The organism is Chloroflexota bacterium (assembly GCA_020850535.1).
Taxonomy (GTDB): Bacteria; Chloroflexota; UBA6077; order UBA6077; family JACCZL01; genus JADZEM01.
This window is the reverse complement of the sequence record JADZEM010000042.1, coordinates 17,931-41,430: the sequence shown is the minus strand read 5'-3', so window position 1 is coordinate 41,430 and position 23,500 is coordinate 17,931. Positions and strand designations below refer to the sequence as shown.

Below are 23,500 nucleotides of genomic sequence, written 5' to 3'. Positions count from 1 at the left end.
GGCCCGTGCCTCCCCCGCCCCCGGCCCCGCTCAGCGAGCTTCAGGTGCGGCTCGTCGCGCCGCGCGTCTGGCAGCCCCAGGTGGCCGATGCGTTCGCCATGCTGGCCCCACACGGACCGGCCGCCGCGCGCCTCGCCGAGACGGTCCTCTGGACGCTCCACAATCGCCACGTCGGGATCACCCCCTGGCTGGTCTCGCAGCTCGTGCCGCTGCTGCTCGATCCCCGCACCAGCGCGCGCGGCGGGGCATCCGGCGGTGAGCGCGGCTGGCAGGTGGTGCTGCGGCGGCTGGTCCAGGAGATCACCCCACCCGCACGGGACGGCCCGCGGGCCGGCCAGTACCACGGCGGCATCGCCCTGGGCGCGTCTGGCACGTACACCGTCCTGAAGGTGTTGACGCCGCTGATCCTGGCGGCCTGCGCAGAGATCGGGCAGAACTGCCTGTTCGCCGCCGACGACGCCGGCACGTCAGTCTCGCCCGAGGCGTACACGCGCTACATGCAAGAGCTGGCAACGGCGATCCTCGACCGGGCGTCGAAGGTTCCTGCTCCCGATCCCGAGACCGGCGAGCTGCCCCGCGATCCGTTCTGGTTCGAGCCGGCCGCCACCCTCGCCGGGCTGGTGCGGCGAGGCACGGATGGGTCAGGCTCGCGGGCGCTGCCGTCCTCGGACCCTGTCGAGCTGGGGCTGCTGCTTCGGCTGCGTCCCCGCCTGACCGACAGCGCGTGGGCACGCCGCCGACAGTTGCCCACCCCGACTGCCCCAACCGGCGGCCAGCGGCGGCGCGAGGCTGGCTACGTCGGCATCCACCTCACCCACCGCGACGAAGATCTGCCGGCCATGCTCCTGAGCGAGATGATGATGCCGAGGGCGATCCGGCTGGACCGGTTGCTCAACACCGGCTACTACGCCCTGGAGCGCAAGCCGCGCCGGCAGCGCGTCCGCGACGTGCTGGTGGTCGGGATGCTGCCGCCGTCGCTGGCCGGGCGGGCCGGCGGCGATCTCGTCAAGGCGAGCTGGGTAGACTTCGCGCTGCGGCTCAGCACCCTGCTGCGCCAGCACCAGCTGCTCAAGAGCGAGCTACGGTGGCTCGAAGGAGACGCCTTCGAGCGGTTCCGCGCCTGCACCTTTGGCCTGGAGGACATCCCGCTCTCGGACGCCGCCGACGACCCCGTGCAGCTGAGCCAGGGCCGGCGCGAAGGGCTGCTGAACGCGATGCGCTGGCTGCCCGGCTACGTGGACGAGCGCGCACACTTCCAGGGCGACACCCCTATGCCGCCTCGCGGCGCCTCAGTAGATGAACGTGGACAGCTTCAGGGGGACTCCCCGCTCCCGCACACAGGGATATCGGCGACACGGAGAGGCGGCGCAGCCGAGATGATGTCGGCGAAGCCGGTATTCGCACCGCGCAGCGGAGGGACGGGGGGTGAGGGCCATCCCGGCATCCCCGATCCCGACGACATCCTGCTGGAGTCCACCGGCCGCTCTCTCGTGCCCGAGTGGGTCGTCCAGTGCTGGCGCGCGCAGCAGCCACGCGGCGGCCACGCCAGCTACACCGTGCGCGGCTCCGGCCGGGCCACGCACCAGCGGAACGGCCGGCGTCCGCATCCGGGCGCGCCCGCCGACGCCGCCCCCGTCGAGAGCTTCGCCTACGTCCACGTCATGCTCTTCCTGCCGGCCGCCATGCGCCCACGCGACGGCCTCGGGCTGGACAGCGCCCGGACCGTCATCCGTGAGCTGCGGGCGCGGCTGGGGATGGGCGCACGGGCCGACCGGCAGGTCAGCGTCACCTGGACGCCCGACGACCTCTCGGACGCGGGCGGCTGGACCGTCGACACTCGTCGGCGCGTCGGCGTGCGGCTGGCGGACGAGGACGCGCCGCCTGACACCCTTGACGAGCACGAGCTGGCTGGACGGCTGGTCACCACCTGGCTGACGGGCGTCACGGAGGATCTGAGCGGTGGCTGAACGCAGCCTGTTCCTGGTGCTCGACAACCTCAGCCCGCTGACCGCGCTCCAGATCCTGGCCGGTGCAGCGGTGGGGCTCCGCGCCGCCCGCCTCGATCCAACCCCCCTGTTGGAGGTGCGGGTCAGCATCGAGGTGCTCGGGGCGATCGCCAGCGCGACGCTGCTGGCTCCGGTCGCTGAGGGCCGGGGAGCGGCGCCCGGCCGGCAGCAGGCCACCGACGCCCTGCTGCGGGCCTACAGCGAGCGGGTGGGCAACATCCTGCCGTCGCCCCGCGGCATCTCCACCGACGACACCTGCCCGCTGGCCGAGGGGCTGGCCCGGCTGCTGCTCCAGCCCTCCGACGATCCCGTGCCGCCCGAGCCGTCGGAATGCCTGCTGGTCGCCGAGGGCATCGACGGGGAACGGGCGGCGCAGATCCTGGAGGATGCCGCCTTCGACGCGACGAGCGTCCGGACGCTGGTGGCCGAAACGCGCGGCGACCGCTGGCCGAGTCCGGCGGGCGGGCGTGGCGGCCTGGAAGACGCCGGCGTCTTCCTCTTCCACATCCGCGACGACCGTGGCCGCCGCTCGACGTTCCAGGGCGCGCTGGCCGGCGAGTGGTTCGCGGACTGTGTGCAGCTGGCCTGTTTCGACGCGGGCGGCGGCGCGAAGGTCTTCCTGCCGGCCGCGCTCGCACCCGGCCGCGCCGAGCTTGCCGCCTTCCGGGAGGTCGTGCGGGCGCTGCCGCTGACGAGCGGCGCTGGCCCCGTCACCGCGGTCGGCCCCGCCGCCCCGATGACGACTGCAGCCCCACCCCCTGCTGGCGCACGCCCCGACCGCGACGAGCGACTGGTGGCCGTCTACCCGGGCGGCCCCGACACGGCCCGGTTCGCCGTGGCCTACCTGGCCGGCCTCCAGTTCCGCGACCGCGTCGACCTGGAGCCGCGCCGCCGTGCAGGCGCCTTCGAGGTCGTCGATCTGCGAAGCAGCCCGGCCATCGCCAACCGCCTGCGCGATGTCATCGAGCGGTCTGGCGCGGGCATCGGCTACCGCCTGGAGCTGCGCCCGACCGACTACGCCGAGCCGCCCGAGGAGGGCGAGCTGGCCCGGCTGGACCAGGAGATCTTCGACCTCGAGCTGCGACGCGCGGCCCTGCGGAGCATCACCCTCCAGAAGCCGGTCCTCTACCGCTTCAGCCAGCAGCAGTTGGCGGGGCTGGCCGACGTGCTGCGCGCCTACCCGCCGCGCGTCCTGGCTGAAGGCCACTTGCAGTACGCTTTTCAGCCGGCCGCTGGCGCGCGCGGCGGCGAGCCGGTCCCCGGCGAGCGCTCCGGGCTGCACTACCTGCTGGTCGATCCGTCGCTGACCGGCGCGATGACCGAGAAGCTGCGGTTTCCGGAGATGCCGCTCGGCGGCCCGACGATGCGCTTCTGGCTCGACCCGTACTGGGCGCGCTACTACCTCGACGAGCAGAGTGAGCGCGACGACTGCCTGGTCTTCGTGCCGTACGGGACGGCCCTGTTCCCCGCCATGCACGACTGGAACGTCGGGGAGATGCGCGAGTACCTGCGGTTCGCCGTGAGCCGCTGGTTTGGCCCGACCGCTGGTCCGATGACGGGGCAGTCTATCGATCCGGACGCGGACGACAGCCTGCCCGAGCGTGCCGTCTACCTCTTCGACGGCCCGGCCGACCTGCACGCCACCATCCACGTCAGCGTGCTGGACCGCGACGGCTTCGTGCCGCTCCAGCAGCGCATCGGCTGGATCAACACCAACCTCGAAGCGATGCGCCCCGATCCCGACGTCGATGACATCATCGCCGAGATCGCGGACGCCCGCACCCGCGAGGCGGTGGTCGGGACGATCACCGCGCGGGCCGACGCCGCCGAGGAGACGTTCGACCGGACCGTTGAGGCCGCCAACGCGCACGTCGCGGCCCGCCTGCGCGAGCTGCTCGACGCCCTGAACAAGGAGATGGCCGGCCTGATCGAGCGGGCGCAGCGCACCACCACCGACGTGGTCCGCCTCAAGAACCGGCTGCGCGATCTCGACACGACCCGCCTGGACATGCGCCGACTCGACGCCGAGGTGACCGGCATGGCTCAGGAGGCCGGCGCGGCAGCCGACGGCCTCAACGCCTACTACAACGCGCAGTTGAGCAAGGCCCAGCAGGCCGTGCTGCGCGCCGACACCGTCCGCGTCACCGCCAACAAGGAGATCGCGGAGGCCGCCACGCGCCTCAAGGCGACCCGCGAACACCTCGAAAAGCTGCTGGACGAGCTGCTGTGACGGCGGAAGCTTCGACGCCGGCCCCGCCGCGCCGCCCGGAGCTGGGCCTGCGCGCCGTCTACCGTCAGCCGGCCGACCGGCTCGCGGATGGGGCCGCCGAGGCCGCTGCGATCATCGAGATGGGCGAGGCGGTCGTCGCGGAGCCGCCGCGCTGGCGGCTGGACCAGACCCCTCTCTGGACGGCACGGCTCTCGTTACGGGCGCAGCGGCTGGTCCGGACCTGGGTGCTGTTCCTGACATTCGGGCTGGTGCGGCTGGACAGCCCGCCGCGCGGCGTCGAGCCGGACCGCTGGACGCTCCGTCAGCAGGTGCTGGAAGACCGGCTGCCGGCCCTGCGCCGCGAGATCGAGGCGATTGGCCGCCGCCGCCATCCGATTGACCAGCGCGCCATCGGCCACGAGCTGCACGAGATCGGGCGAGTGCGGGCGGCCCTCTGGTGGAGCGCCCGCGCCATCCGCCTGCGCCTCCGCATCCTCAGCTTGCAGCTCCAGATCGCCATCGTCTGGCTGTGGGTCAACCGTGAGGCCATCCTCTTCTACGGCGTCGTGGCGCTGATCGTGGCCGGACTGGTCGGGCTGATCTGGCTGCTGCAGCAGAACCAGGGCTCGATCCTCGATATGATGGAGTCGGTGCGGTCGGCTGCGCCGCGCTTCGACCCGGTCCGCTCCGAGCCGTTCTTCTCGGGAGACGACTGACCGGTGGCCGCAAGATTCGACTCCCGTAGCCGTACCCGCCCCCCGGCACGTCCTACGGGCGAGCAGGCCGGCACCATGCAAGCAGGGCCAGGGGGCGACGGGCAGCCGACCCACCCGCAGGCCGCGCCCAGCCCATCGGCCACCCCTGCCCCATCCGCCCCGCCGCACGCCGGCATCCGCTCCCCGATGCTGGCGTCGCTGCCGCAGCCGCCCACCCTCGGCCGCCGGCAGCGGATCGTGCGGCGGGCGACTGTCGCCGGGGGTGTCGGAGGGGCGTTGCTGCTGGTGGTTGGCATCGTGCTGGGGCGGCTGGTCCCCCGTGAGGGCGCCCTTGGGCAGGCCCTCTACGGCCTGCATGACGGCGTCTTCCTGCCGATCAAGGGGCATGCCTACACGGCGTTCCTGCCGACCAGCCTGATCTGGTGGGGCTTCGCGGCGCTGCTGCTGGCGCTGCTCCTGGCCTCCTGGCTGAGCGACCGCTCGTTTGTGCGCCGGCCGCACGCCGTCATGGCCCGCTGGATAGTCGGCTGGCCGCTGCTGGATGGCGTACTGGTGCGGTCGGTCGGCGTGCTCCGGCGGCGCGGCCTCGCCTGCGAGCTGCTGCTGCGGGTCGCCGACCACGAGCGCAAGCAAGCCGTCCGCCGCCTGCTGACCCATCCGAACGCCGGCGGCATCGCCTGCCGCCGCGCCATCCGCCTGACCCTCCTGACCATCCGCCTCACCATGCTGTCGCCATTTGCGCCTGGACCGCTGAAGCCTCATCTGGACGACTTTGATCGCGCCGGTGATGCGTATGGACTCCCCCTCTCCCGCGCGCGGGAGAGGGGGGCGGGGGGTGAGGGGCGATCCGTTGTTCCGTCCCTACTGCCGCTCCAGGTCGCAGCGATCTGGTTGCGCGGTCTGCTGGCGGTCCGCATCCAACGACAGGATGCCCTGGCCGGCCCGCTGCTGGACGTTGCGCCGCTGCTGCTGGACGGTTTGCGTTCGGCTCAGGCCGGGGCTGACGCCGCCCCCTCCGACACGGGCTTCACCCTGGCGGCCTTCGCCCGAGACCTGGATCTGCTGACCGAGATCGAGCGGCGGCTGGCGCGCGCGGCGCAGTCAGCCGAGGCGCGCGGGGATCGGGCGCGCGCCCTGGCCGAGGCGATCCCGCTGAGCCGGCTCCGCGCCCTGGCCGTCGCCGTGGACGCCCGCCGCGACCTGCTGGAGCGGGTGCGCGGCATCGTCGAGGTACGGCGCTTCGGGGCGCGCGGCGGGGGGAGCGGTGGCGGGAGCAGTCTCCCGCTGCCGTTCGGCGCGAGCATCCCGCCGGAGCAACTGGCTCTGGCCGGGCAACTGCACCTCGATCTTGCGCTGCTCGTAGCCGATCTCGGGCAGGCGCCGGCCCTGGCCGAGGCGTCGTTGGAGGCTGTCGAAGCGCTGGCCCTGAGCCTCGACCTCTACGCCGCCCTGTCTGGGTCATCCGACCTGGAGCCACGGCTCTCGGGGCTGGTGGCCGGCCTCCCGAACGCCGAGCAGTACGCCGTCTGTGCGCGCATCGCCGCTGCCGACCCGCACGGCCGGCTGGAAGGGTGGGCGGGCAGGGCGTCCCCCAACGGCGTCGTCCACCCCGACGATCTGGCCCTGGCCCGCCAGCGGCAGACGGCCATGCAGCTTGCGGGCGGTCCGGACGCATGATCCCCCGCTGGCACACGCCCGGCCGCACGCCTGACCGCCGCTCCTGGCTTACCACCTGGGCCGCCCTGCACACGCTGCCGCTCAAGCGGCGGATCGATCCGATCTTCCTGGTCACGATCGGGTTGCTGCTGGGCGGGCTGGTCTTGCTCTGTGTGGGCGTCGTCGAGCTGGCCGACCGGGCCGGCTGGCTGAACGCCTGGACCGCTCGCCCGGTGGCCGACGAGCGCATCCTGACCAACCTCCGCGACCGTCTCCCCGCCGATCCCCTCCTGTCGGCTGTCCTCCACGCGCCGGAGGGGGCCGCCTACACGGCGCAGCGCGGCGGCACGGTCCATCGTTACGATCCCCGCACGGGCCTCTGGCAGACCGAAGATCCGCTCGCTGATCGGCTGCTCAACCGCGACTTCCTGCAGCTACGCTCCGGCTGCGGCAGCGATCCACGCTCACGGGAGGCCGGCCGCTGCCCCGATCCGTCCTCGCTGTGGGCGCTCAACGGGGACGGCGGCCTGGCGCGGCGGGCGGGCGGCGCCTGGGGCGTGGTGGTCGGGGACAGCAGCCTGCTCGGGCAGACCGGGCAGCCGCTGGAGAATGCCGACCTGACCGCCGCCGCCGTCTCGGCGGATGGGCGCTGGCTGGCCGTGGGCACGCGCCAGGACGGCATCGGCCTGTACGACGTGCGCGAGCATCGCTGGCTCCCGACTGCCGAGATCAGCCGCCAGCTTCCGAGCCTGCGGGTCACCCACCTCGCGTGGTGGCGCGACCGCTTCTGGATCGGCGGCACGGCGGGGCTGGCCTCGCTGACGGCGAGCGACGGGGGCGCGCGGGTCGAGTCCGTCGCCGGGGTCACCGGCGAGATCGCCGGTCTTGACGCCGATCCTGACGGCTCGCTGTTCGTGCTGGCGCGGCAGGCCTGCGAAAACGGCATCACCGGCTGCCAGCAGCTGGTGGCACTCGATCAGCTCGGCGGCCCCCTCCGCGAGATGGTGGCCGAGCGCCGTCTCTACCCAGAGCTGAGCCTGACCGGCCTGAGCTTCGCGCAGTACGCTGGCAACACCCTGGCAGTGGCCGGCCAGCGGGGCGTCTACGCCTACGATGCCCAGCGTCACGCCTGGGAGCAGATCGCCACGGACCCGATCCTGGCGACGCTCCCCCTGCCCGATGGCTCGGGGTTCTATTTCGCCTTCGCCGGTGGCGCGGGCCTGTTCCAGGAAGTAGACCAAGACCGCTGGTCGGTTGGCGACGAGCGGATCGTGCGGCTGGCCCCGGGCGCACCGAACGAGGCGCTGGCGCTGACCGAGCGCGGCAACGTCTACAGCCTGCTCCGGAATGCTGACGCCCGCCTCGTCTACGCCGGGACCGGCACGCACCTCGCACCGGAGCTGCTGCGGACCGGCTTCGCCGTTGGCACGACGGTCGTCCTGTTCGGCCCCGACGGCGCACTCCTGCACGATGTTGCCCGCCGCCGCTACGAAGATGTCCCGGCCGCCAACCTCCCCGACTGGCTCAAACAGCCGGGCCTCCGCTTCGTCAGCGCGTCCGACCGGCTGTACGCCATCCTGCCCTCGGCCACCAGTACGGCGGTCTTCACGCTCGACGGCGCGCGGCTGGCGGACGGCAGCTACTACAGTGGCGACTTGCGGCAAGCCCAGCCGGTCGTGGCGCCGGCCAGCCTGCCGGACGCCGACGCCCGGACCTGGGTCTGGCCCGATCAGACGCTCGGGCTGCTGGCGACGGATGGCAGCGTCTACCGGGTCACGAGCGCGGCTGTCCAGCGGCTGACGGGCGCGGCTGTGCCAGCACTGGACCGTGCCCGCCTGCTGGACGTGGCCGACGAAGACGGCGGGCTGATCGCGGCGACGGACGCCGGCCTGCGCCGCTACAGCGCCACCCGCCGCGAGTGGTCCGACACCTTCCGCATCCTCGGCAAGGAGATCGTCGAGTTTGCGCGGCCGGCCGGCCGGCTGCTCGGGCGGACCGCCGACAACCTGCTGGTCCAGGAGGGCGGCCAGGGTGTCAACGCCGCCGTGCTGATCGGGGAGAGCGGCTTCACCATCGGCGATGGCGGCCTCAGCGACGCCCTCCTGCGGGGCAACGATCTGTTCCTGGGCGGCCAGGGGCGCGTCGAGCGGTACGACCTCCCCACCCGGCGCGTCGGGGACCGCTGGACCCTGGCCGGCAACGAGCCTGTCGCGATCCGCGCCCTGCTGGACGGCAGACCGCTCAGCCTGACCGGCGGGCAGGCGTTCCTGGCCGACCGTCCGCTGGACCCGGACGGCGGGACCGTCCGCAGCCTCTCCACCACCGCGGGGCAGATCGTCGCCGTCCGCGAGCGCGACAGCCACCCCTACCTCAAGCTGTACGAGATCGCGAACGTCGCTGCCGCCCGCTGCTTCTTTCGCGCGCCGGCCGCCGAGGGCGCCACCCGCGTCACCGACGCGCGCGGCTTCTCGGATGGGACGGTGGCCGTGGCGACAGACGCCGGCCTGCGCTTCTACAGCAGCGCTGCCCGGTCCTGGCTGCGTGGCCCCGCCAACCTGCTCCCACACGGCGGCCGACTCTACACGCCCGGTGGCAGCCACCTCGTACTGGTGGACGACGCGCAGCCCGAGGGTCGCCTGACCATCGCGCCGATCCCCGGGGTGCGCCTGCCGGAGAGTTGTTCGACGGACCCCGTGACCGTGCAGGGCGAGTCGTTCGCGGTGCGCGCGGTGGCCGTAGACGAGGCGTCTGGCCGCGTCGCGTGGCTGACCCCGGATGGGGCCGTGCTGGAGTGGACGCCCGGGCAGACCCCGCGCGAGATCCTCGCGCCCGCCGGCGACGCGCCAGCCATGGCCGATCTCCGGCGGGTCTACGTCCGTCAGACTGGCGCAGGCGGCACGATCCTCGCAACCACCGACCGGCCTGACCGCCCGCTCTGGCGGTACGACCTCGCCGCCCGCCGCTGGACGCCAATCCAGCCGCGGTTCCCCGGACCAGTCTCGCAGATCGTGGATCTGAACGTGGAACGGGCCGGCGACACCGAGACCGTCCTGGCGCAGACGGACGGCGGCAACGCCTTCGTGGGCACGCTTGGCCCGGCCGACCCGGCGGTGACGCTGACGCCGGTCTTCACGCCGAGCACGGCCGGCAGCGCCACGCTCGGCGCGCCGGCCTCGTCGATCCTCGACGTGCAGGACTGGGGCGGCGGCCGCTGGACGTTCCTGCTGCCGGACCGCATCCGCACCTACGATCCCGGCCGTCGCACCTGGACCGGCGAGGCTGCGCTGCCGAGCGCCGACCCGTCCGCACAGCTTGGATTGGCGCTTGGCCGGGCCGTCGTGACCGCCGAGAACGGACGGGCCTGGCTGGTCGGCACGGGGCTGGGCGAGACGCCGCCGGGCTTCGCGCGGGCCGAGCTGCGGCCCGGCGAGCAGGCCGGCATCGACGGCAACGGGACCGTCTGGCGGCTGCTCCCGAGCGGCGAGGTGACCCGTTGCGACCTGTCCAACGGCCAGTTCGCCTGCCGGACGGCGACGCCTGCACCAGCCACGCTCGACCCGGCCGCCGTGCTCCAGGCGTTCGAGGTGCGCCCCGAGCTGTTCGCGATCGTCGGGGCGGACGGTGTGCGCGGCTACGACCCGCGCACCGGGCAGTGGGCCGACCTGCCGCCGGCCGTTGCGGCGCTGCCGGGGCCGTTGACGGCCTACCGCCAGGGAGCGCGCCTGCTGCTCCTGGGCGGCGAGTCGCTGGCCGTCCTGACCGACGAGGGCGCGCGTGGCCTGCAGGCTGACACCCTGAGCGGCGTTCGCGAGCTGGTGCTGGACGACCTTGGGCAGGCCTGGGTACGCCTGGACGACGGCTGGCAGAGCTGGAACGGCCAGGGCTTCACGCCGACGCAGTCCACGCCCGCCCTTCCCCCCGCTGGCGCGGCGTCCGGCGGCCTGCCGGATCGCTGGCCGACCCTCCAGAGCAGCGTGGCCGCCACGCCGGGCGGCGTGCTGGCGCTCGATCCGGTCACCCGGCTGGAGGTTGACCAGGGAGGCGCGCTGCTGGCCGTCCGCCCGACGACTCGCACCCGGCTGGCGGATCGCGGCGCGCTCCAGGTCGATCCGGCCCCGCCGCTCAACGTGCGCTGGCTGCAGTGGGATCGGCAGACCGCCAGCTTCGTGCTGGCCGGCCCGAACGGTCCGGTCTCCCTGTCTCGATCCGACCTGATGATCGGGGACCGGCTGCTGTGGGAGGTCGCCGACGCCTTCCTGGCCGAGCGCGCCGACCTGATCCACGTCGCCAACGCGCGCGGCGTCCTGACCTATCGCCGCGCCGACCTCCTGCTGACCGACCAGAACACGGTCTTTCAACCGCTGGCGCTGGCGGGACCAATCGTCGGCGCGCATGGCCGCTTCACCACGCCGGCCGGCGAGATCCCCCTCAGCGGGGGGCGGCCCGGGCCGCTCCAGGCTGGCGCCGGCGCGCTGGTACAGCAGATCGGGGACGTGACGCTGCGTGAGGAGCCGAGCCGGGGAGTGGCCGCGACACTCGCCCTCGGCGGGAGCGCCGTCGACGCCCTTGCCGAGCGAGGCTTCCTCTGGGACGCCGACCGGCGCGGCCTCGCCTTCGAGGACGGCCGGCTGCTGCTCCAGAGCGCCGCCGGGGTCCACCCCGTCGATGCGCTGGCTGGCTTCGACGGCGGGCCGAACGGGCTGGGGACGGGCGCCGGGCGCCTCCGCTCCGAAGGGACCAGCGGAGCCTTGCTCGACGGCGGCGCGGCCGGCCTCTGGCGTCGCGCGGATGCTGCCGCCCGCCAGTGGCAGCCCCTGCCGGCCGATCCAGCCCTCAACCGCCCGCTGCTGGACGACGCTGTCTGGTCGTGGCGGCTCGCGGACGGCCAGATCGGGGTGGCCCTGCGCGGCGACGCCCAGGCATTCGCGGCGGCATTCGGGCCGGACGGCTTCGGGTTCACCTCGGACCGCCTGCTGACCGGCAGCGCCCATGCTGGCCGCCTCCACCTGATGACGGTCGGTCTGTTCGAGATCGCGGACACAGCGGACGCCCTCAAGGGGCTGGCCGGCCGCCGCCTCGCGCCCAGCCCGGCCGACACCCTGGAAGACGTGCGCTTCGCGGACGGCTCGACGGGCCTGTTCCGGCGAGCCGGCGGGGCTGTCGGGCGTCTCGACGACGCGACCGGCCAGTTTCAGGCGGTCAGCGGGTCGGCCGATCCGTACGCGACCCTGCCGCTGGTGGCCGCCGACCGCCTGCGCCTGACCCGCACCGGTGGGCAGACCGGGAAGGAGCTACGGCTCGATCTGGCGGGCGGCGGCTCGGCCTGGGCGGCGTTCAGCTTCGTGCAGAGCGGCAGCGCGTTCCGCTTCCCGTTCGACGTGGTGACCAGCGTCGCGACGGTCGGCAACGACCTGTACGTCGGGACCGCGGCCGGCCTGGCCGTCTCGGCGGGCGGCTCCGGCCTGGCCGATGTGCAGGGCCTCTACGCGCTGAGCGACCCGTCCGCGCCGGGGCTGGCCGCTGTCACCCGCGTCGGCCAGCCGCTCGGCGATCCGTCTCGGCTGATGGCCCGGTCCGCTGCTGCCTGCATCGAGCGGAGCGGCGGCTCGGGGGCAGCGTTTGCGCCCTGCCGCGACCCGGCCCTGCTGGACGAGCGATTGCGGGTGCAGAACGCCTTCTGGCAATGGTCTCAGGACGGCGGCGGCGAGGTTCGAGGCTGGTACCGCGACCTGACGGGTCGGCCCGCCAGCCCGCTGGCCTTCGCGAACGGCCGGCTGCCGCACGACGCCCTTGCCGACGCCGCCATCTGCGACGGGAAGGTCTTCACGCTCTGGCAGTCCGGCTGGCTGACCGGACACGCCGGCAGCAACCTGAGCCTGTCTCCGCCGGTCGGCAGCACGCCCCCGGGAGAGCAGACGCCCCGCCGGCTGGTGTGCCTGGCTCAGCCGATCCCGGCGTCTGCACCGGGTACGGCAGTCATCGCGCCGGGACTCTACGGCGTGACGGACGACGGCCGCTGGCTGATCTGGTCGCAGGCCGGCTGGAGCATCCTCGCCGATGCGACCGTGCAGCAGCGGCTGGAGGAGCGGCGCGCCCGCCCGCCGATCTTCGAGCGGCAGCGGCTACGGCTCCTGCCGATTCAGGACGGCGTCGGCCCGATCTTCGAGCAGCAAGCGCTCGACGGTCACTGGCAGCCGATCTCCTGGTCGGCCAGCCCCAGCGGCGACCGTCGCCTCGCCATCGACCGCTGGTCAGCCGTGCTCCAGCGCGGCAACGATCTCTGGGCCGCCACTGAAGCCGGGCTGGTGCGGCTCGGGCGGGAAGCGAGCGGGCGCGCGCTTCTCGATCCGGATACGCTGGCGCTCATCCGCGAGCCGCGCGACGGTGACCGGCCCTGCACCGTCACCGACCTGGAGGCCACGCCAGACGGCCTGATCCGCGCCCGCTGCGGTGACAGCAGCACGCTGGTTTTCTCTACCGCGCCGGGCGCGGCGTTCGACGGACAGCGGGATTCGGGGCTGTTCTCCCTGCTCCCGGGGTTGCCCGCCGCCGATCCGTTTGCCGAGCGGACCCTGATCGCACCGGAGGCGGCCGGCCGCTGGCGGTGGCAACTGACCGGCCGACGGGACGGCCAGCCAGGCACACTGACGGCCCGCTGGCTCAGCCGCGACGCGCCCGGCGACCAGGGCGAAGACCTCCAGATCGTCGGCGGGCGGTTCACCTTCGACCGGCTGTCCTCGGTGGCATTGGCGCGAGCGGGGACCGTCGAGGTCGGGACCGATGCCGGCTGGATTCAAGCACCACGCAGCCGCTACCACGCGCTCGATCTGCGGCGGCCAGACGTCGGCAACCTCGATCCGACCGCCTTTGACGCCGTCAGCACGACCCGCGTCGAGCAGCGGACGGCGCTCTGCCTCCGCGCGACGGTCGGCGGCTACCTGCGCCTCTTCGACGACGGCTCGCGCGACAACCCGCAGGCGTGTCCGCAGCACCTCGCCGACGACGACCTCTGGCGCTACGAGCGTGACCTGACCCAGCCGGGGCTGCTGCCGATCCGTGCACGGGGAGGCGGCGCGACACGCCAGTTGCGCACCGGGCGCTTCACCGACGATCTGGTGCTCGGCCTGCCGGTCACGAGCCTCGTGGAGGGCCGTCCGGGCTACCTGCTGCCAACCCAGGCCGGCGTGCTGCGGCTGGACGAGCGGCTGACGCGGACGAGCATCGTCGGGGAGGGGTTCAGCGGACTGGCGGCCAGCGTTGCCGGTGCGGGTGGTGTCCCGGCCACGCTGGCAATGCTCGATCCTACCACCCCTGCCTACGTCGGCGACGACGGCCTCTACCGGTTGGAGCAGCCGGGCGCGTCCCGCGAGCCGCTGCCGCTGGCCGTGCCGCGGGGCGCGCGGTTGCTGGCCGTTGAGGACGGGCCATTCGAGTTCGTGCGCATCCGCTGGACTCCCGATGGCCCCCCCCGCCCTGGCATCAGCCTGATCTCACGGGACGCGCCGGGGACGGGGGTTGTCGGGCGGACGCCGCTCGACGTGGCGGACTACCGTCCGTTCACCGAGCGGCGGGCAGCGCTCGGGAACGCCTCGCCGTGGCTCTGGGTCGAGGTACGCCCGAACATGCTGCTGCTGACGCGCCAGGACACCGGGGCCAGTCAGACCGTGGGGCTGCCGCCGGGTTGGACGGCCCTGGAGTCAGTCGCCGTCGGCGGTCCGGGACGGCATCGCCTGCTGCTCATCGGCACGACGGATGTGCTGGAGGTCAACCTGGATCGGCTGGTCGAGGAGCTCTACGCCGGGCCGTAGGGATCGTGGATCGTGGGAATTATGTGAAAACATGCAAGCTTCAGTTGTCATCCTGAGCGCAGCGAAGGACCTCACCCGCTGACGCGAACGTTGACGGTCAGCGGGTGACGCGAATGTTGACGGTGTGGGAGGGGCGCACGATGACGGTCATCCGCTGACGCGAGCGTTGACGGTCAGCGGGTGAGGTCCTTCGCTGCGCTCAGGATGACATGGGAACTTGCGGCAATATCGGCCTACTGCTTGCCGCGGTTGTAGACGATGAACCCTCGGATCACGTCCAGGTAGTCGTCGTGCTCGTCGGCGGCGACGGAGTGCGAGCTGTTCTCGAAGATCCGCAGGTCGGCGTGGGGGATCAGCCGTGCGATCTCCTCGGACAGCTCGGGCGGGCAGATCCAGTCGTGCCGGCCGCCGATGACCAGCGTCGGCGCGGTGATCTGGTGAAGCTCGCCGGAGATGTCGTAGGTTCGCAGGAAGCCGCCGAAGCCCTCGTTGATGGCGTCGATGGAGCGGATGCCGCGCTGACGGCCCTCGGCCGCCTTCGCCGGATCGTGCTTCAGGGAGTAGAGCGGACCCATGACGGCGTAGTACTCCTGGAGCTGCTCCTCGCTCTCGAAGGCGCCGGCCCAGAGGATGTCGCCCATGCGCTTCTGCTCCTCACTGCCACGCTCGTTCAGGATCGCCTTCGCCTTGTCCAGGAAGCGGTGGCTGGGCGACGTGACCACCGCGATCAGGTGGGAGACGCTGTCCGGGTAGCGAGCGGCGTAGGTCAGGGCCACCATGCCGCCGTAGGACACGCCGATGACGACGACCTTCTCCAGCCCGAGATACTGGCGGAGCGCTTCGAGGTCGTCCACGTTGTTGTCGAGGGTGTAGGTCTCCTTCGGGCCGCGCGCCGAGCGCCCCTGCCCGCGGTGATCGACGTAGATCAACTGCATCTTCTCGGCGAGTGGGGAGTAGGCTGGCTTGAAGCCGGAGTGATCGCCGCCGGGGCCGCCGTGGAGCAGGAAGGCGACGGGCTTCTCGCGCATCCTGGGGCCGTCCGGCACCAGGGCCGCGCCCTCGACGTCAAAGAAGATCTCGGTCCCGCGAAGCTTCGCGCGCATCATGCACCCCTGAGGCCGGGCGTGTTCCGGCGGTTACGGGCGATGAAAGCCCACGGAGCGGGTCGGCGTCAACGCATGGACGTGGGTCGCGGGGCGCGCGGCGCGGGGCGCGCGGCGCGTGGCGCGGGGCGCATGGACGTGGGGCGCGTGGCGCGTGGCGCGTGGCGCGTGGCGCGTGGCGCGTGGCGCGTGGCGCGTGGCGCGGGAGTGTACCGGCTGACGCGCGCCGCTCTGATGCAGTAAAAACGCAACCCCCCATGTCGTCCTGAGCGCAGCGAAGGACCTCACCCGCAGTCGTTCAGGTTTCGTGTCAGCGGGAGAGGTTCTCCACCGTCCTAAAGGTGGAGCCACGGCGACCGTGCTCCCTGACCGTCGATGTTCGCGTCAGCGGGTGAGGTCCTTCGCTGCGCTCAGGATGACAACGAGTGTTGCACGGTTGCTACAAGGAGGCGGCGCGAGGGTACGCTCCCACGATCCACGCCCTCAGGGTGCCGGCAGGATCTCCTGCTTGCAGTTGTTGATGTAGTCGCCGTCGAGCTGGATGCGGTACGTGAACCGGACGTACTGCGTGTGATCCAGGTTCCAGCCGTAGATCTGCGCCACGATGCCCTCGGTCTGCCGGCCGCCCGTGGCCGGATCGACCTCCTGATTCCAGCACTCGACGGGATACCCTCGGAACATCGCCTTGTAGGCCTCGCCCCAGTGCGCGAACGAGAACGTCTGGCCCTCGAAATCGCGCTGGATGTAGCACATCAGCCAGGAGTCGCTCATCGGCTTGCCGACGGCGATCAGCTCTGGGGGCGGGCCGGGGATGGTGGTGCTGGGCGGGCCGCACTCGCCGGGCGTGAACGGGAAGGCCGGGCCATCGGGGAGGGGCGTGGCGCTGGCGACCTGGGGCGTAGACGGCCCAGGCGCCCCCAGGATCGCGACAAGGATCAGCAGGCTGGCGAGCAGCGGGCGCAGCCGCCGGGCTGTGAGAGGTGACATCGACAACGGATCGTCCTGGAGCGGGGGTACCGTCACGGTTGCTCGGCGAGCAGACTGCCCAATCGTGACGCTTCTGTCTTCTCTTCTCTAACGGATGGCGTGGTGTGGCGTTGCAGGCTGGCGGGCGTGCGCCTCGCCCGGAACCGTCCAAACCGGGCGGGGGACACGCTCCTGTGCCACCTGATGTGCCCGGCGTCCCGGCCGCTCGCGGCGTCGAGTCCGCGCGGGCCGGCCTCATGGGGTGATCCGGGCATTCCGTACCGGTTCAGGCGGTGCCGCGTGGCGCGAGCCTGACCGGGAGTACCTCGGTTGTCGCGCCGTTGGGGCCGCCGTCGATCAGGTCGAGCACCCGCCGTCCGGCCTGCCGGCCGAGCTCTCGAAGGGGGATCTGGACCGTGGTCAGCGGCGGGACCATCTCCTGCGCCAGCGGGATGTCGTCGAAGCCGATGACGGCAAGGTCGTCTGGGATGCGGCGTCCGCGCGCCCGCGCCACCTCCACCAGCCGGAAGGCGAGGCTGTCGCTGGCCGCGAAGATGGCCGTCGGTGGGTCTGGCAGCGCCAGCAGGGTGTCAAGGGCCGCGTCCACCGCGAACGGCGCCCAGGAGCCGCAGACCACCAGCTCCTCGTCGGGGGGCAGGTCGGCGGCGGCGAGGGCGCGCCGGTAGCCGGCTTCGCGAGCCTGGGCGCTGGCGTAGCGCCGGTCGCCGGCGATATGGGCGATGCGCCGGTGGCCCCGCTCAGCAAGGTAGGCGACGGCGTCGAAGGCGCCGGCCTCGTCGTTCACCACCACCGAGCTGAAGCCGTTGCGCGGATCGGCTGGCCGCTCGATGCAGACGCACGGCATGCCCGTCGCCGCGATCATCTCCAGCAGCGCGACGGTCGCCGGGGAGTCCTCGACCAGCCGCACGACCAGTCCGTCAAGCCGTCCGCTCCGCAGCAGCCGCTGCAAGGGCGCGGCGTCCTCGCCCACCTGGATCGGCGAGATCAGCAGATGATAGTCCCGCTGGCTCAGCTCGGCGGTGAGGCCGGTCAGGATGGCCGCGCTGTACGGCGAGACGAAGACGTCCAGCGGCGCGTAGTCACTGTCGACAAACCCGATGGTCTGGGTGCGCTGGACGCGAAGCCCGCGCGCCAGCACGTTCGGCTGGTAGCCCAGCTCCTGAATCGCCCGGAGGACGCGCTCGCGCGTGTCGGGGGCGGTGGTGCGCGGGCCGCCGTTGATCACGTAGGAGACGACGGCCGGCGAGACGCCGGCATGCCGGGCCACGTCGCGGTGGGTGGTCCGGCGCGCGCGTCCGGCCGCCGTCTCCAGGTTGTTCGCCTCTGAACCGCCGTCGGTCACGGCTTGCCTGCTCCTTCGGTGTCGAGAGTGTCGCCCACGCTCGCGGCAGTATCGCCCGTCCGCGGGGCGCTCGCGTTGTGCCTGCACGCCTCGCCAGCCTGGCGAATGGCCAGTTCTGACGCCCGCCAGCATGACGGGTTGTCGGCAACAGTGTAGTCGCGCGACGTTGACACCAAAGGCTACAGACGCTTTAATCGGGGTGTCAAACCGATTTGATACGCGGCTGCCGTCGTCAGACCCTGGCGGGCCGCGTCGGTTGGCACGCGGGCGTGTCCGACCATCTCCCCGCCATCACACGAAGAAGTGGGCCATGAGCATCACCGACATTGCAGGCAGCGATGCCCCGCGCTCCCTTTCCCGCGACCGACCGACCCTGCTGACGCGTCTCAACAAGGCGCTCCCGTTCGAGATCCTGTGCATCCTGCCGGCGCTCATCGCCACGCTGCTGGTGATCGTGGTGCCGCTGCTGTACTCGCTCGGGATCAGCTTCTACCGCTACATCCTGACGGACCCGGCCAACATCCGGTTCATCGGGTTTGCCAACTACGTGCAGGCGTTCGGGGATTCGTCGTTCGTGAGCGCGCTGCGGACCACGGCGGTGTTTACCATCGGGACGGTGGCCGCGCAGTTCGTGCTGGGGATGGTGTTCGCGCTGGTCGTGCACAACCTGTCGTTCGGGCAGGGGCTGGTGCGGACAGCGATGCTGGTGCCGATCTTCATGACGCCGGCGGTGGCCGCCTTCATGTGGCGGTTCATGCTGCACCCGGACCTGGGGATCGTCAACTACTTCGTCTCGATGGTCGGCCTCGGCAAGCCGGTCTGGCTGGGCAATCCGAGCCTGGCGCTGTTCGCGGTGATGGCGGTGGACATCTGGCGAAACACGCCGTTCATGTTCCTGATCTTCCTGGCCGGCATGCAGTCCCTGCCGTCCGAGCTGTACGAGGCCGCCGCCGTGGACGGCGCGTCACCGGCGCAGCGCTTCTTGCGGATCACCCTGCCGTTGCTCACGCCGCTGATCATGGTGGCGCTGATCATTCGCGGCATGGACGCCGTCCGTGAGTTCGACATCCTGTTCATCATGACGGGCGGCGGCCCTGGCAACGCCACGGAGACCATCGCGCTGGCAACCCACCGCTACAGCTTCCGGGTCTACAACATGGGGCTCGGGTCGGCGGTGTCCTACATCATCTTCGTGGTGGTGTTCGTGGCCAGCATCTTCTTCGTGCGCCGCATGCAGCGCTCGCAGGCCGACTAGCCGGTTTCGGAGGAGAAGGCGCATGGCAACTGTCGATATCGCTGCGCTGCCCCGTCCCGCCACGAACCGCCGGCTGGGCCGGCGGGTCTGGCAGACCGTGGCGGTGGCGTTCATGCTGTTCTGGGCGCTCGGCCCGATCGCCTGGATGTTCCTGACGAGCATCAAGCCGGAGAACATCGTGGCGTCGATGCCGCCGGTCTGGGTGTTCCCGCCGACGTTCCAGCACTACATCGCGCTGTTCGGGTCGGCGGACTTCCAGCGGTACTTGATGAACACGCTGATCGTGGCGACGGTCACGAGCCTGATGGCCACGGTCTTCGGGTTCCTCTCGGCGTACTCGTTCACGCGGTTCAAGTACCGAGGCTCGCTGTTCCTGCCGCTGTTCTATCTGGTGGTTCGGATGGTCCCGCGGATCAGCCTGGTGCTGCCGTTCTACGTGATCCTGACCCAGATCCAAATGCTCAACACCAAGACGGCGCTGATCCTGTCGTACACGACGTTCGCGCTGCCGTTCGGGATCTGGATGATGATCGGGTTCCTCAAGGAGCTGCCGATTGACCTGGAGGAAGCGGCGGCAGTTGACGGCTGCAACCGCTGGCAGATCCTGACCAAGGTGGTGATCCCGCTCTCGGCCCCGGGCATCGCCACGACGGCGATCTTCGCCTTCCTGCTGGGCTGGAACGAGTTCCTGTTCTCGCTGATCCTGGCTGGCCCGGAGAGCAGGACGCTGCCGGTGATGGTGGCCGGCTTCGAGACGGACCGTGGCATCCGGTGGGGTGAGCTGAGCTCGGCGGCGATGTCGATCATGCTGCCGGTGGTGCTGGTCGCGCTGTTCTTGCAGCGGCACATCGTGAAGGGGCTGACGATGGGGGCGGTGAAGGGGTAGCGCGCCCGTCGCCCCAACCACGCACCCCTCACCCCCAGCCCCTCTCCCTCAAGGGGCGAGGGGGAGGAGCGAGGGGAGCAGCTATCCATGTCCAGATCGCTATGTGATTCCAGGGAGGTACCGGTATGACTGCGCTCTCTCGGCGCATTTCTGGCCCGATTGACGTCGGCTCCAGCCCGAAGGCTGTCCTGCACACGCTGCCCGGCAACGCCGTGACGTTCACAGGCGGCATCTGGGCGAAGCGGCAGGAGGCGAACCGGCGGTCGGCACTGCCGCACGGCTTCCGCAAGCTCGAAGAGGCCGGGAACTTCGAGAACCTGCGCCTCGCCGCGAAGGACGCCAGCAGCGGCTACCGTGGTCCGGTCTTCATGGATTCGGACGTCTACAAGTGGATCGAGGCGGCCTCGTTCGAGCTGTCCCGCGAGCCGAGCGCGGAGATCGCCGCGCTGATCGATCGGGCCATCGACATCATCGAGCCGGCCCAGAAGGCGGACGGCTACCTGAACTCGTTTTACACGGTGGCCGAGCCGGGCAAGCGGTGGATCGACTTCGGGCACGGCCACGAGCTCTACTGTGCCGGGCACCTGTTCCAGGCGGCGGTGGCGCACCACCGGGCGACGGGCAGCGACCGGCTGCTCAACGTGGCGCGGCGCTTCGCGGACCACATCGACGCGACCTTCGGCCCCGGCAAGCGCGTGGCGACGCCCGGCCATCCGGAGATCGAGACGGCGCTGGTGGAGCTGTACCGTGAGACCGGCGAGCGGCGGTATCTCGCGCTGGCCGGGTTCTTGCTGGATCAGCGCGGCTACAGGTGGCTCGGCCCGAGCTTCCGCTTCAACAGCCACGCCTACTACCAGGATCGCGTGCCCGTGCGCGAGGCGTCCGAGGTCGAGGGGCACGCGGTGCGGGCGCTCTACCTGACGGCTGGCGTGGCCGACGTCTACCTGGAGACCGGCGAGCAGGCGCTGTTCGACGCGCTGGAGCGCCAGTTCACGGACATGGTGACCCGCAAGCTGTACCTGACGGGCGGCGTCGGGGCGCGGCACCATGCGGAGTCGTTCGGGAAGCCGTACGAGCTGCCGAACGATCTGGCCTACTGCGAGACCTGCGCGGCTATCGCCAGCATCCAGTGGTGCTGGCGGATGCTGCTGATCACCGGTGAGGGCCGCTTCGCCGATCTGGCCGAGCGGACGATCTACAACGCGGTCCTCTCGGGGGTCTCGCTGGACGGCTCGCTCTACTTCTACGTCAACCCGCTGGCGGACAACGGCGAGGAGGAGCACATCCACCGGGGCGGCCCGAGCCGCAAGCCGTGGCATCAGGTAGCCTGCTGCCCGCCGAACGTCATGCGGCTGTTTGCCTCGCTCGGGCACTACCTGGCGACACGGGACGGCAGCGGTCTGCAGATTCACCAGTACGGCCAGACGGAGATCGCGGGCGACCTGGCGGATGGCGGCACGGCGGCCTTGCGGATGGAGACCAACTATCCGTGGGATGGCACGGTCCGGCTGTCGGTGACGGCGGCCACGGGCAGCACCTGGACGCTGAGCCTGCGGATTCCGTCGTGGGCGGCGGGCGCGACGGCCATGGTGAACGGGCAGTCCGTCAGCGTGACGCCCGACGCGAAGGGGTACGCGCGCATCGAGCGGGCCTGGGCGGCTGGCGACGTGGTGGAGCTGTCGCTGCCGATGTCGCCGCGTCTGGTGGAGGCGCACCCGTGGGTCGAGGCGACGCGCGGCTGCGCGGCCGTCGAGCGTGGGCCGCTGGTCTACTGCGTGGAGCAGTGCGACCAGTCCGCCCCGATCTACGATCTCCAGATCGACACAGCAGCCCCCCTGGAGGCAGTCTGGCAGGCGGACCTGCTGGAGGGCGTCCAGGTGGTGAACGGCTCGGGGTACGTCATCGACCGCTCGGCCTGGGAGGGCCTGCTGTACCGGCCGCTCCAGCAGGACGGCGCGGCGGCCCGCACGCCGGTCTCGCTGACGATGATCCCACACTACGCCTGGGCGAATCGTGGGGTCAACGCGATGAAGGTCTGGCTGCCGCGCGCCTGAGCCGCGGCCCGGGGTGCGGACCGAGGCATCGGTCCGCGCCCGACCTTCGTGCGATTGCCGGTAGACGCCGTTGCTGCTGTCCACCACCTGCACCGTGCCGTCGATCATCGCCGACCTCGGACTCTGGCCCGGCGTCGGCGCCTACACCGACACGACCCAGCCAGAACCCGTGGAGGATGTGCGGGGCTACGTCCAAACCCTCCACAAGCTGACGCTCGGCGGTGGATGGCCGAATCGGCGCTATGCCTTCGAGCGCTGGGTCTTTGGAACGGTCTGGCTGGCATCGCGAGGCGTGCTTTCCGACGTGAGGATCGTGCGACGCGGTGGTGCTCGGGACTGGGATGTCAGGGTGACCCTCCAGTCTTGGAGCTATCACACTGCCGGTGTGCCCCTGGACCGTGTTGCCCGGGGCGGCGCCAGGGCGATTGCATGTTCATTGGTGTACCCGAAGCATCATGGAACGGGCGGTCGGGGACTGAAGTCCCCGCCTACAGTCACGCCGTCGCTGCGCGACGGCCGTCGGGAACGGCCAGGGACTGGTGAGACTACAGCGTCGCGCAGCGACTGCAGGAGTGTAGGCGGGGGTTTCAACCCCCGACGAGGCGGCACGACGACATCAACATGCAATCCCCCTGGGGAGGGCGCCGACCTTCTGGCGCAGATCGGCCGCGCGCTCTATCCTCGGATGCGGCCGTCCATCGGCCTGATCTACGGCGTGGGCGATGATGACATCGACATGCCACCCCCGGTCCTGCGCCGGGAACTGCTCGTCGGGTGGCGGACCTGGTTCGGGCCGGAGTACGTTGAGAAATACGGGCGCGATCTGCTGCTGGGGCTGCCTGACCGGGCCGAGCCACTGGACCTGGTGACCGGGAAGCGCGGGGTCTACGCTGGCGTCGGTGCGTACCTGACGGAGCACGATATCCGTCCGGCCTGGCCCCGGCTGCCCCGGCCGAAGTCCGGTGCCACGCCGCGCCGTGGGTGGGCGGCGCAACCGGTGTCGGACAGCTCCGGCCCGCCAGCCCGGTCTCAGCGGTAGACCCCGTTGTGGCCGAGGCTGAACCGGCCCGGCTGGGGGAAGTAGGTCAGGCCGTGTGGGGCGGCTCCGGTCCGTAGCTGGTGGAGCACCGCCCCGGTGTTGCTGTCCACGACCTGGACGGTGCCGTGGTTCCGCGACGAGATCCAGATCTGCTGGCCGTCCGGGGAGACCTGGACCATGTCCGGGCTGCCGCCGATCCTCCAGGTGCGGGCGATCCCGAACGCCGCCATGTCGATCACCGCGAGCGTGCCAGCGTGGTGTATATGGGCACCGCATCACCCAATCGGGCTGACTCTCATCGTAGCGCCGTCTCAGCGCGCTCTAGGCACCCGTTCTGACAAGTGTCAGTTCCCGGTGTCGTCGCGTTCGGGAATTGAGTGTCAGATGCTGGAGATGCAGCATGTCTCCGCGCTACGGTGTGTTACGCCGTCGTTGCCAG

Annotated in this window: 13 protein-coding genes; 9 read left to right on the top strand and 4 right to left on the bottom strand. The window is 71.5% G+C overall.

Going from position 1 to position 23,500, the window contains the following annotated elements; all coding sequences use genetic code 11:
* Positions 1-5: 5 nt before the first annotated feature.
* From IT306_06745 to IT306_06725, 5 genes are all read left to right on the top strand, one after another.
* Entirely contained in the window at positions 6-1,967 is a 1,962-nt protein-coding gene (locus IT306_06745) for a hypothetical protein (protein ID MCC7368099.1), read from the top strand.
* Positions 1,960-4,236, top strand: coding sequence for a hypothetical protein (locus IT306_06740; protein ID MCC7368098.1), 2,277 nt, complete (start codon positions 1,960-1,962; stop codon positions 4,234-4,236). The genes IT306_06745 and IT306_06740 overlap by 8 nt, the downstream gene beginning before the upstream one ends.
* On the top strand, positions 4,233-4,931 hold the full coding sequence (locus tag IT306_06735; protein MCC7368097.1) for a hypothetical protein: 699 nt from the start codon (positions 4,233-4,235) through the stop codon (positions 4,929-4,931). Before IT306_06740 ends, IT306_06735 begins: the two co-directional genes overlap by 4 nt.
* A 75-nt stretch (positions 4,932-5,006) precedes the next feature.
* Positions 5,007-6,608 carry a hypothetical protein gene (locus IT306_06730; protein MCC7368096.1) on the top strand — a complete coding sequence of 534 codons (1,602 nt, stop codon included), beginning with the start codon at positions 5,007-5,009 and terminating at the stop codon, positions 6,606-6,608.
* Entirely contained in the window at positions 6,605-14,395 is a 7,791-nt protein-coding gene (locus IT306_06725) for a hypothetical protein (protein MCC7368095.1), read from the top strand. Before IT306_06730 ends, IT306_06725 begins: the two co-directional genes overlap by 4 nt.
* 233 nt (positions 14,396-14,628) lie before the next feature.
* On the opposite strand, the gene IT306_06720 is transcribed toward IT306_06725, so the two are convergent.
* The 3 genes from IT306_06720 to IT306_06710 all read right to left on the bottom strand — a co-directional run bounded on the left by IT306_06720 (position 14,629) and on the right by IT306_06710 (position 17,827).
* Positions 14,629-15,498, bottom strand: a complete 870-nt coding sequence (locus tag IT306_06720; GenBank protein ID MCC7368094.1) for an alpha/beta fold hydrolase — start codon at positions 15,496-15,498, stop codon at positions 14,629-14,631.
* A 483-nt stretch (positions 15,499-15,981) separates the two neighbouring features.
* On the bottom strand, positions 15,982-16,485 hold the full coding sequence (locus IT306_06715; protein ID MCC7368093.1) for a hypothetical protein: 504 nt from the start codon (positions 16,483-16,485) through the stop codon (positions 15,982-15,984).
* Between the two features lie 265 nt (positions 16,486-16,750).
* On the bottom strand, positions 16,751-17,827 hold the full coding sequence (locus IT306_06710; protein MCC7368092.1) for a LacI family DNA-binding transcriptional regulator: 1,077 nt from the start codon (positions 17,825-17,827) through the stop codon (positions 16,751-16,753).
* A gap of 310 nt (positions 17,828-18,137) precedes the next feature.
* Here IT306_06710 and IT306_06705 point away from each other — a divergent pair, with 310 nt between their 5' ends.
* From IT306_06705 to IT306_06690, 4 genes are all read left to right on the top strand, one after another.
* The gene (locus tag IT306_06705) at positions 18,138-19,082 is read left to right on the top strand and encodes a sugar ABC transporter permease (protein ID MCC7368091.1); all 945 of its coding nucleotides are present in this window, start codon (positions 18,138-18,140) and stop codon (positions 19,080-19,082) included.
* A gap of 22 nt (positions 19,083-19,104) precedes the next feature.
* Positions 19,105-19,968 carry a carbohydrate ABC transporter permease gene (locus tag IT306_06700; protein ID MCC7368090.1) on the top strand — a complete coding sequence of 288 codons (864 nt, stop codon included), beginning with the start codon at positions 19,105-19,107 and terminating at the stop codon, positions 19,966-19,968.
* 125 nt (positions 19,969-20,093) lie between these two features.
* A complete protein-coding gene (locus IT306_06695; protein MCC7368089.1) occupies positions 20,094-22,022 on the top strand; it encodes a glycoside hydrolase family 127 protein in 1,929 nt (642 codons plus the stop codon).
* 685 nt (positions 22,023-22,707) lie between these two features.
* Entirely contained in the window at positions 22,708-23,061 is a 354-nt protein-coding gene (locus IT306_06690; GenBank protein MCC7368088.1) for a hypothetical protein, read from the top strand.
* On the opposite strand, the gene IT306_06685 is transcribed toward IT306_06690, so the two are convergent.
* Positions 23,052-23,300 carry a hypothetical protein gene (locus tag IT306_06685; GenBank protein ID MCC7368087.1) on the bottom strand — a complete coding sequence of 83 codons (249 nt, stop codon included), beginning with the start codon at positions 23,298-23,300 and terminating at the stop codon, positions 23,052-23,054. The two genes, IT306_06690 and IT306_06685, sit on opposite strands and share 10 nt — an antisense overlap.
* Between the last annotated feature and the right edge of the window lie 200 nt (positions 23,301-23,500).

Coding starts and splice junctions, on each gene's coding strand:
- IT306_06730 (MCC7368096.1), top strand. CDS start 5,007: ATGCAAGCAGGGCCAGGGGGCGACGGGCAGCCGACCCACCCGCAGGCC.
- IT306_06720 (MCC7368094.1), bottom strand. CDS start 15,498: ATGCGCGCGAAGCTTCGCGGGACCGAGATCTTCTTTGACGTCGAGGGC.
- IT306_06715 (MCC7368093.1), bottom strand. CDS start 16,485: ATGTCACCTCTCACAGCCCGGCGGCTGCGCCCGCTGCTCGCCAGCCTG.
- IT306_06725 (MCC7368095.1), top strand. CDS start 6,605: ATGATCCCCCGCTGGCACACGCCCGGCCGCACGCCTGACCGCCGCTCC.
- IT306_06700 (MCC7368090.1), top strand. CDS start 19,105: ATGGCAACTGTCGATATCGCTGCGCTGCCCCGTCCCGCCACGAACCGC.
- IT306_06695 (MCC7368089.1), top strand. CDS start 20,094: ATGACTGCGCTCTCTCGGCGCATTTCTGGCCCGATTGACGTCGGCTCC.
- IT306_06690 (MCC7368088.1), top strand. CDS start 22,708: ATGCGGCCGTCCATCGGCCTGATCTACGGCGTGGGCGATGATGACATC.
- IT306_06705 (MCC7368091.1), top strand. CDS start 18,138: ATGAGCATCACCGACATTGCAGGCAGCGATGCCCCGCGCTCCCTTTCC.